The following is a 9,471-nucleotide window of genomic DNA, read 5'->3' as shown; positions in this document are numbered from 1 at the left end:
GGACAATTAACAATGGGTTATTGTCGCTGCGCTCAATAATTTTAACCCATTGTTAATCGCCGCTTAGGCAGGCGTTAGGCTGGACAAGTAATGGAGATTCAAATGAAAACACTTATCGTTTTGTTGATTTCGTTGGTTATAGCGGGATGCGCGTCAGGACAAGGTGGCATGTTCGGGCCCGGACGCTTTGAAGTGGTTGAGGCTGATATGCGCTTCAGCAACACTGGAAACGAAGTTTTTACGAGCAGAAATAATCGGATATCTTCAAAGTCTATTGCAGGCGGAGTTCATATTGACGGTAGTGGTGTTTTTATAAATCCTGTTCTCACAAGAAGCTCGCCTGGCGAGCTACTGCTGCTTGGATTTAGTATCGAGAATATGACGAGTCACGATACTACCTTTGGCTCACCTAATAGGCTTGGTAACATTCAGCGTATAACCTTTCTAATTGATGGTGGCGATCCGATAATTTTAAGTGCAAGCTCAAGTTCAACTGACTGGTCTGACGTGATTTCATACAATACGGTCACCCGATCAGCGTCATCTAATATACAAGAAAGTGCGATGGTTAGTCTCAGCGTGGATGAATATAAAAGAATTCTTGGCGCTAATGAAATGGCTGTCCAAATACAAGGCTCAATTCGTACTGCTGTATACGAGAATTCAGATATTTCAAGTTCTTTCATACCAAATCTACGTGAATTCCATGATGCCTTTATCACAGTCGAGTAAGCCTAACAATCGGCTCCACAGCGACCGCTTTTCCGCCGCTTCGCGGCTAAAAATCGGCGCGTGAGCCGGGCGTTAACCCTCAAGGAGAGATTGTGGCATTACTCGCGGGATTGGATTTTCATTTTGACTTAGACTTTGAGGAGGTGCCTCTTAAGGAGGCGGAGCAGTACCTTGAAGAATTAACATCAAAGTACGCGAACCTCATATTTGATCAACATACAAAGATCTATGTGCGACTTCAAGAAGGGAGTCTCAAGGTCACTCTAGCAATTGTTGGCGCTCTGTACATTGGCATTGGTCAATATGGTTCATTCCGTTCTGGTATTGATTACATGATCAAAGATGCCAAATCATTGATGAATTTGGTTACTAGTGAAATAGTAAAAAATGGAATGAGTGAGGCGGACATAATTGAAAAGAAGAAAATGCACTGTGATCCCGATAAAATTCGTCGTGTGCTGCTTGCAATAGATCGTCTTGAATCAAAACCAAAAATATCCAAGTCTGATCTTAATAAAGAGTTATCAAAGATAAGAACATCAGTGCGAAATATATGTAGCTCATTAAGTGAAGAAGACGCTGGTTTTTTTGCAATTTCAATTAAAGAGACATACTGGCCGCAGGATAGAGAAATTCCCCATTTCGTCGAGCGTTACAAGTTAGTGGCTAGGGAAGAAGATATTGTACACTATCCAGTAGCAAGCATTGAACAACCAAGGGTTAACAAGACATTGCAGCGGACAAGCCGCTGAATGCGGCGTTAGCATTATTGGAGGTTTATGAAAAATTTAGCAATTTACAATGCTGATAAAGTCGAATATCAATTCTTTGATGCTCCAGAAGACGAAATTAGAAACAGTTTAGAATTAAGGGCGGTTTTGGTCAAAGCTCTCGATTTAGAAATCATTTATGATCAAATAGTTGAAGCTTATTGGGATTATAAAAATAAGGTTAACTATTGGAATTTGCGGTCAGTTTCCTCTCCATATGCAGACTACATTTTGAATCATGAAATTCGTAGTTCATTAAATAGACTTGCGTTTAATCTTTTTAACTTGAGCAAATTATATCTAGACTGGCATTATAATAATTTAAAAGAACGTTGTTTTTCTTTTGAGTTAACAAATGACCCTACGGTAAAACAAAAGATTATAGAGCATCGAAGTTACATCTATGATACGAATTTACATTATGTAGTTGGTTATAATTTACGTGGTCATAGTCAGCATAGTGCTTTACCAGTCAGAAGCTTCACTACTGGAGTACGCTACGATCAAGATAGTTCAAGTCAAACAGCTCACTTTAATATTTATTATTACTACGAAGACTTAGTCAAAGCAGGTGTACCCAAAAAGGTGCTATCTAAAGACATTAAGCTTGAACTGACAGACATAATAGATGGCTTCATATACGCTATTTCTCAAAAGCATATGTTAAATCGAGAGCTAACTGATGGTGTCATCAACAACGCTCGAACTTCTATTGTATCAATGTGTCAGAACTATGCTGATATTGCAGGGTATGAAGCCTACAGATGTGAAGTTCAGTTAGAAAAGGGGAAAAGGGTTGGTTTGTCTCTCGATTGGTTTGAAGTTTTTGACCACTTAAGCGAGAAGCATGGGAATGCTATTAATTATTCAAATATTACGTTTGAAAAATAATGCTAACAAACGACTATGGCTTCAATATACTTTTACTAATCTTTATAAGCGGTTTCCCAGGTTACGCGTAACTCACTTTTGTCCAGAGACGGGTTATGTATATAACTCGCCTTTGCCCCAAAACGTGTTTAGGCGAATGCCTCAAAAGAGCGAAAAGCGGACATTCAGGTGAGTAGTCATTAACTTGGTAAGAATAAGAAGAAACTTCCCTCTTTTTTACATGTTAACATAAGCTACAGAAAGCATAATATTTATATTTGGCAATAACTTACAATATCTGGTATTAATATAAGTTTATAAAGTAAGGATGTTTTCGCGCTAAAATAGGGGAAGTGTCCTCAGATAAAGCTGTGATATTTCTAAGGAACTCTCGTGATTAATCATATTAAACGTAAGCGTAAAAGAATGGCTAAAGTTCAGCGTCGTTCATATTCTCCTAAGTTGCAAAACACTAGAAGTACTATTTATAGACACCTAATTGCTGATAGTTACTCAGATAAAATTTTATCTCATCTTGATGCTGGTTTTGAGAAAGACTTATTTTTAGCAACGCTAAGAAATTTGTCAGATCATGGGAACCCTGTTCGGTTTAATAATTTCGCTTATTGTATGAGGGAGATTATTGGGATAATACTTGCCAAGTATTCAAGTGATGAAGATATTAAGAAATGTAGCTGGTACATAAAACCCCCGGATACCGAAGTTACAAGGTTACAACGTGTTGTTTATGCAGTCTGCGGAGGGATGGAGGTAGACTACGTACGAAGCACGATCTTAGAAATAGAAGAAGACGAAGTTGATGTTTTAAGTGAGACATTATCTGGTTTTAGTAAAAAGTTTAATCAATTAAGTAAATTCACTCATGTCAGGTCATCTAAAAACTTCAATATCAGTGATGAAAAATGCGAAGAACTTTCTAAAGCTGTTTTAAAATTGACGAGCGATATTCTTTCTTTAATCGATGATTGTCGTAAAGAAATTCAATGGAAAATTGATGAGCAAGTAAGTGATACCGTCATCGATACATCAGTCCAATCTACAATGGATGGGTTAGATATATTATCCACTCACGGAATGGTTAATTATATCGATTTGGATGAATATTCTGTCAGTGGCATAACTAGCCAATCAATTGAAATTGTTGGAAGAGGAACTGCTTATTGTATTTTAGAATGGGGTTCTAGATCTGATATGAGAAATGGTGATGGAGCTTCAATTGAAACTGATTTTCCTTACAATTTCACTGCACATGTCTCATTAACTAATTTGGATGATGTTCACATACCTGAAAACCATATGGATATTGATAATAGCTCATGGTATGAATAGAAATATAAAAAGGCATTTAAATGCAATCAAAACAGTGGGTCATGATTCACTTCGCTACACATTCCAACCCACGATTTTAGTCCACTTAACGCGGCGTTAGCTCTTCAAGGATAGTCATGTACCAACAAAAATATTGGAATCAACTCAAAGAATTAAAAGTACATGTCTACTATGTTCAAGGTTATGCCGTTAAACAGAATAAATATGATCAAATTATAAATATATTTCTGGCTATAACTTCGTCTTCAAGTATCGCTGCTTGGGCATTGTGGAAAGAGTACCAATTTGTTTGGGCTTGTATTATCGCAGCTTCACAAGTGATAACTGCGGTCAAACCTCTACTACCATTCAAGAAAAGGTTGTCATCATTAAATAAACTTGGTGACATGCTTTCTCTGATAGCATTAAAAGCGGAACGCGATTGGTATTTTGTAGCTGAGGGGAAATGGAGTGTAGAGGAGATTCATACAAAATGGGCTGATTTAAAGGACGATGCTCTAGCCGCAGAATATAAATGTTTAAATGGTATAACTTTACCAAAAGATAAATCAGTTCTTACCTCAGCCGAAGTCGAAGCTGATATATATTTAAAAACAACATATCATTAAGGAAATATACTATGACTAAATCACAAAATAATAACCCAAAGCCAACAGGGCAAAGTCGCACGGATGCATTAAATAAACAATTGCCACCGTCTTCAACTTCAACGCCAATGCCCAAAGTAAAACCACCAGAGCAAAAGCAAGGTAACTGAGTAAAGCTAACAAAAAATTATGGTGGGAATTTTACTCGCTGAAAAAGCGCTCCTAAAATCCCCATATTTAAGGCGTTATGCATTCAAAGAGGACATGTCATCTCATATGTTAAACAAACTTTTAAAAAATCCAATATCGTGGTTTGTTGCTTTCACCCTTGGTTTTGGAGTGGTTATATTCGGACTTTACTTTAAGAAATTTTCTGGTGAATTCAGTGCTAGCCAATCCGATTGGGGAAGCTTTGGCTCATATGTTGGAGGTACTATAGGGGCTGTATTTGCATCATTATCATTCCTAACATTGGTATATACAGTTTACTTGCAGAGAAAAGAGCTGAATTTAGCAATCGAAGCCCTTAATAAAAGTGCTGATGCAAATGAACAACAAGTAGAAAATAATAAGCTCCAAAAGTTTGAATCTACGTTTTACTCCCTATTGGAGCTTCATAATAATGCATTGAAAGACTTGATGTCATCAAGTTCCCAATACAAAAGTATTCCAAATCGTATTGAAGAGCAGTATATATCTTTAGAGGCAGAGTTTTTGAAAATAAAACAGAAACTAATTTTAGAAGATGAATTGCTATCACAATACTTTAGAATTCTTTATCAACTGCTAAAATTTGTAGCAAAAAATAATGTGAAAAACTCAGGTAAACACTTTGATGCAGCAATACTTAGTAATAAAAAATCAATTGAAGAAAATAATAACGAAGAAAAAATGTACGTGAGTATTATTCGTGGTTTTGTACCAGTCAATTTGTTACCTGTTCTTGCACTAAACAGTATCCCATCTTACAACTGCATAAATAATCTTGACTTGTATTGGGAAATGTTAGAAAGGTACGAGTTTTTAGAGCATATTAAGCTCGAAAACCTTAACAAAGGACTATCTGCATTTACAATCCTAAATAACTACGCATTTGCGCTTGGTCATAATGATTTTATAGAAAAAAAGTATCATCAACTAAAGGATGAACATTTAAATTTATGTGACTTAGAGTTAACAGAAGGTTGCTATCTTCATACTAGGTGTGAAGCTAGAGTGTGAAGATCAAATAAAAACAGAGGGTTACGTTTCGCTCCACAGTATAATACAATTTTAGTCCGTTTAATGCGGCGTTACGAATGTCCGGAAATGGCACTTTGAGGAAGTTCGGCTTGGAGCGAATAGCGTTCATTGACCGTTAATATTTTAACGGTAGAAATTAACCAAAAGCCAACATTAGCTTTTGGTAATTCAAAGCCTAAAGTTGCCATATTTATTTAAGTATTATTAGTTATTTATACTTGGTATTTTCTTGTTTTTTTTCAGAGTTATGATTTTCTCAAACTAAAAAAATGAACATCATATATTTTATATCCTTGGTAGTTTTGAACGTCAAAAAGTGGTAAACCTCAAGGACAACAACTTAAGGAATAAATAATTGAACGCTACTTATAAAACTTTAATTACAGTATCCATATTTTTTTTATCATTACCCGTTTTGGCAGATGATAAGGTTTCAAATGTATCTATTACTTTCTTTGATGATTACGGGGATATACTAAAAAGTATTATTCCTTTAATCGTTGCAATCGTTACTGCTGGAGTTGCTATTTTTGTGACGAAAATAGCGCGTAAGGCACCTGATGCCGCTGTGAAGTTAGAGCAACTTAAGTTTATAGAGGGGCTGGTTTATGATAAAGCCTGGTCTAAGCCTGAAAGTTACTTTGTTGTTGAAGAGGCCTTTAAGCTCTATTACAAAACATACATTCCGATAGATATCATCAAGTTATTAGCTAATGTAGAAGAGCGTTTTTTTGCATTTTCATATTATGCAAATGTGGGGGGCCTAATTTCGTTTGATAAACAGAGGGGTAAGATAAAAAGTTTGAGTGAAAAAGGTAAAAATTTACGCATTGGAGCATTACTTTCCTTAGGAATTATGTTCTTACATTTTTGCTTTATATCTTTTGTGTTAGCAATATTTCTGTTTTCAAAATCTAATTTTTTAGGTGTTGCTTTAGGTTGTATTTTTACTATTTTTTTCATTTTCTTTGGGTGGGCGGCATATTCGTCTTTCGATAATATGATTGATCTAAAAGCAAATTTTAGGCGTTTTGAAAGCAAGCTAGAGGGTAAATTTGAAGCAACAGAAATAAATACATCAGATATGACAATAATAATATTCTCTATCATTATTATTGTCATCCTATGGTTAGCTTTCCTTTGTATCAATTACTTTTAACTAAATAAGCATAATCTATGTCTGGTTTTGTATCAAAGCTGCATTTTTAAAATCATGTAGTCGATTTCCGCTATTGGCACTTAGCTGAAATTCAGCAAAGAGCGATAAGCGGTCATTGAGGTTGGCTAAATATCGTCGTTAATTGATTTATTAAACAGCTCTTTGCGCATATATTCATGAAAATGAGCGACGCGCGCATATTGTTCCATTTAACTTTACTTAAAAGTTTTAGAAAACTTAGTGATAGTAATACCTTAGGTTATTTGTTAAAACTATATAAAGTAGATAAGTGAGTGTGGAGTCGGCAGAAATATGCGCGATGAGCGCACTGTTAAATTTTTCAAGGAAGAATTTATGAATTTCAAAGTTATTAAAAATGTTGTATTAATTGGAATTGTGCTAGCCGCGGTGGCTGCTGCATTTTTTAAGGCACAACAATACAAAGAGGATTACACTTCTGATTTTGTTGATGAAACGATTTACTCTTCGGTATTAAGCGAAAACAGGAAAATCTTTGTTCGGCTACCTAGTAGTTACGAGCGAAGTAAAAAATACCCGCTAATTATTAAAACTGACGGTAATTTTAATCTGGTACGCTGGGATGAAACACTGGCTGAGCTAAGCTCACAGGACATTATAGAAGATTCTATAATTGTTGCTATACCTAATTTGTTTTGGGTTGATTCGAGAAATAGGGATTTAGTTCCTCCGTACGCTCGACGTGATGTAAGTATTGAAGCTCGCCCTGAAAACGATAATCATCCGGATATATTTGGTAAAGCTGATAAATTTTTAGCATTCATCGAAACTGAATTGCTCCCATATCTTGAGAAGAATTACTCTATCAACGACAACAGGTTGTTAAGTGGCTTTTCGGCAGGTGGGAGTTTGGTACTCTATACAATTGTTACTAAACCGGATCTTTTTAGCGGGTACTTTGCTTTTAGCCCAGCAGCTTGGTACGACGATTCGGTGGTTGTAAAAGAGTTTGCAGAAAACTTGCCCGCTACCGATGGTAAACCTATTTTCTTATACCTTAGCTTGGGTGCAAAAGAAAACGAAATTATTACTGGTTCTTTCAAAGGGCTACTTAGTGCTTTGGAAACCAATGCTCCCGCCAATTTACAATGGGCACACAGTTATAGCGAAGGTGCTGGGCATAATGCAAATCCATATGTTTCTGTGCCTAAAGCGCTTACTAAGTATTATGAATTTTGGGCGAAAATTTAACAAGGCCAGGCAAGGCGACGTCTTTTCCGTTACGGCGTTGCTTTCACTACAAAGCCGCGCGTGCTGGCTGCGTTGAGGCTGTAGAATTACTCTTTTTTAAGAAAAACAGCCTGTTTTATGGGTTCAAATACATTACCTAATGCTCTAAAAACGCTTAGAATTAATTGCAGGAGCTCGTTTTTTAATTGATTTTGGCTGTTGGAGTTATTCTACAGCCTCGTTATGTGAATGCCCAAAAAAGCGAATGAAAGCGAATGAAGCGAATGGGGTCAAATCTTGACTTCACACATTAAGAATCTTCAATGTCCATTCATGGCACAAATGCGACTATCAGAGTGAGTTGGGCCATTAATAAGTTCAAATCAACTTATTACTTCTCTAATGTGATAGCTTCTTATTAAATTAACCAAAGGTACAGATCTTGGCTTCAGATATTGCAGCCAGCTTACAATGCGCTTCACGCCCTAAGGCACTTTACTTTTAGGCGTTATATCCATATTTGAGGCTGTTTACGGTATTTTTAATTAATTCACGGCCAGCTATAGTATTTATAAATGTTAAAGGTTTTTTAGAGTCAAATGGGAGTGAGGGGGTATTTAACCAGGTATTAAAACGTTCTATATTTTCAAAGTAATCAAGACAAAAAGAGCAAACTTTTGCAATTTCAAATGCATTTTCACTTAAAGTGGTATTTAAAGGCTTTAATTCTTTTTTATAGCGTACATATGAGCTATTGCTAGTTCTAATAGCTGAAGAAAATGTTCGTATACCCCAGCCTAACTCTATCCTTAAACGCTCAGCATTTTTGATATCTACACCTTGATGTATAAAGTGAATTTGCTCTAGGTGACTTGATTTTTCACTGCTCTCTCTATTGGTTAAAATTTCTATAAAGTCTATTTTTTTATGAATTTCAGAGAAGCTATACATGGCAACACCTTAAATTAAGTTATATTCCCTCGTGTAACTGAAATCGATGTTACTTGTAGAGGTCTGCTTGTGGTAAATTCTAGCGTATTTACCTCAATTCACTTAACCCCAAAGCAATAGCCTCCTGCTGAAAGCGGCCTGATATATTAATTATTCGTTCATAGGCACCGGTTAAAAAATGTTCCTCTGTCGCTTCAGGCCTACTGCTCATAACTGGCAGATCAAAAAAGTCAGCAAAGTTATCAAAATCAAACTGAGCTTTGGAAGGTTTTTTACTTTGTTTATTAAAAGTCATTTTACTTAAATCTTTATCTTCAGTAGGCTCTTCAGCAGTAGCTTTCATCTTTTCAAACTTAACTACATCAGCTTCTAATGGAACATCTTGATTAACTCTAAACGCGTACTCTAAAAGCTTAGGTTCAGCGGGCATGTACATAATAGCTTCTTGGTTTTTAGAGTTTGTTACCCTCAGTATGCGGCCCAATATTTGCCGAAAATGCATTTCTGTTTTTATGTTTGTAAGATGGCAGCAAACCTGCAAACGAGGGATGTTTGTACCTTCGCTAATCATACCAACAGAAATAATCCACTTAGTTTGTGC

Annotated in this window: 10 protein-coding genes and 1 pseudogene; 9 read left to right on the top strand and 2 right to left on the bottom strand. The window is 36.0% G+C overall.

What is annotated here, in order from left to right; genetic code table 11:
• Positions 1-102 precede the first annotated feature (102 nt).
• The 9 genes from AAEZ18_RS17640 (at position 103) to AAEZ18_RS17600 (ending at position 7,940) form a co-directional block, all read left to right on the top strand.
• Entirely contained in the window at positions 103-732 is a 630-nt protein-coding gene (locus AAEZ18_RS17640; RefSeq protein WP_350547132.1) for a hypothetical protein, read from the top strand.
• Between the two features lie 92 nt (positions 733-824).
• Positions 825-1,484, top strand: coding sequence for a hypothetical protein (locus tag AAEZ18_RS17635; RefSeq protein ID WP_069440057.1), 660 nt, complete (start codon positions 825-827; stop codon positions 1,482-1,484).
• 27 nt (positions 1,485-1,511) lie between these two features.
• Positions 1,512-2,393: a hypothetical protein gene (locus AAEZ18_RS17630; RefSeq protein WP_350547135.1), complete on the top strand. Its 882-nt coding sequence runs from the start codon at positions 1,512-1,514 to the stop codon at positions 2,391-2,393.
• Positions 2,394-2,765: 372 nt separating this feature from the next.
• The gene (locus AAEZ18_RS17625) at positions 2,766-3,722 is read left to right on the top strand and encodes a pPIWI-associating nuclease domain-containing protein (protein ID WP_350546023.1); all 957 of its coding nucleotides are present in this window, start codon (positions 2,766-2,768) and stop codon (positions 3,720-3,722) included.
• Between the two features lie 116 nt (positions 3,723-3,838).
• On the top strand, positions 3,839-4,330 hold the full coding sequence (locus AAEZ18_RS17620) for a hypothetical protein (protein WP_282115385.1): 492 nt from the start codon (positions 3,839-3,841) through the stop codon (positions 4,328-4,330).
• A gap of 11 nt (positions 4,331-4,341) precedes the next feature.
• Entirely contained in the window at positions 4,342-4,479 is a 138-nt protein-coding gene (locus AAEZ18_RS17615; protein WP_282115386.1) for a hypothetical protein, read from the top strand.
• A gap of 19 nt (positions 4,480-4,498) precedes the next feature.
• Positions 4,499-5,530, top strand: coding sequence for a putative phage abortive infection protein (locus tag AAEZ18_RS17610; protein ID WP_350546020.1), 1,032 nt, complete (start codon positions 4,499-4,501; stop codon positions 5,528-5,530).
• A 376-nt stretch (positions 5,531-5,906) separates the two neighbouring features.
• Positions 5,907-6,710: a hypothetical protein gene (locus tag AAEZ18_RS17605; protein ID WP_350546017.1), complete on the top strand. Its 804-nt coding sequence runs from the start codon at positions 5,907-5,909 to the stop codon at positions 6,708-6,710.
• A gap of 312 nt (positions 6,711-7,022) precedes the next feature.
• Complete coding sequence (locus tag AAEZ18_RS17600; RefSeq protein ID WP_257025530.1) at positions 7,023-7,940, top strand: alpha/beta hydrolase; 918 nt, start codon at positions 7,023-7,025, stop codon at positions 7,938-7,940.
• 480 nt (positions 7,941-8,420) lie between these two features.
• Here AAEZ18_RS17600 and AAEZ18_RS17595 read toward each other — a convergent pair whose 3' ends face one another.
• Positions 8,421-8,870, bottom strand: a complete 450-nt coding sequence (locus AAEZ18_RS17595) for an antitoxin Xre/MbcA/ParS toxin-binding domain-containing protein (RefSeq protein WP_350545238.1) — start codon at positions 8,868-8,870, stop codon at positions 8,421-8,423.
• Positions 8,871-8,958: 88 nt separating this feature from the next.
• A pseudogene (locus AAEZ18_RS17590) lies at positions 8,959-9,471 on the bottom strand (DEAD/DEAH box helicase); the annotation flags it as partial.

The sequence above is a fragment of the Pseudoalteromonas sp. 19-MNA-CIBAN-0066 genome (assembly GCF_040308705.1).
Classification (GTDB): domain Bacteria; phylum Pseudomonadota; class Gammaproteobacteria; order Enterobacterales; family Alteromonadaceae; genus Pseudoalteromonas; species Pseudoalteromonas nigrifaciens.
The sequence above is the reverse complement of the archived record's forward strand: the minus strand, read 5'-3'. Positions and strand labels throughout refer to the sequence as shown.

Bases quoted from the DNA above. Each gene is read 5' to 3' on its own strand.
- AAEZ18_RS17595 (WP_350545238.1), bottom strand. From the start codon at position 8,870: ATGTATAGCTTCTCTGAAATTCATAAAAAAATAGACTTTATAGAAATT.
- AAEZ18_RS17620 (WP_282115385.1), top strand. From the start codon at position 3,839: ATGTACCAACAAAAATATTGGAATCAACTCAAAGAATTAAAAGTACAT.
- AAEZ18_RS17600 (WP_257025530.1), top strand. From the start codon at position 7,023: ATGCGCGATGAGCGCACTGTTAAATTTTTCAAGGAAGAATTTATGAAT.
- AAEZ18_RS17640 (WP_350547132.1), top strand. From the start codon at position 103: ATGAAAACACTTATCGTTTTGTTGATTTCGTTGGTTATAGCGGGATGC.
- AAEZ18_RS17610 (WP_350546020.1), top strand. From the start codon at position 4,499: ATGGTGGGAATTTTACTCGCTGAAAAAGCGCTCCTAAAATCCCCATAT.
- AAEZ18_RS17630 (WP_350547135.1), top strand. From the start codon at position 1,512: ATGAAAAATTTAGCAATTTACAATGCTGATAAAGTCGAATATCAATTC.
- AAEZ18_RS17615 (WP_282115386.1), top strand. From the start codon at position 4,342: ATGACTAAATCACAAAATAATAACCCAAAGCCAACAGGGCAAAGTCGC.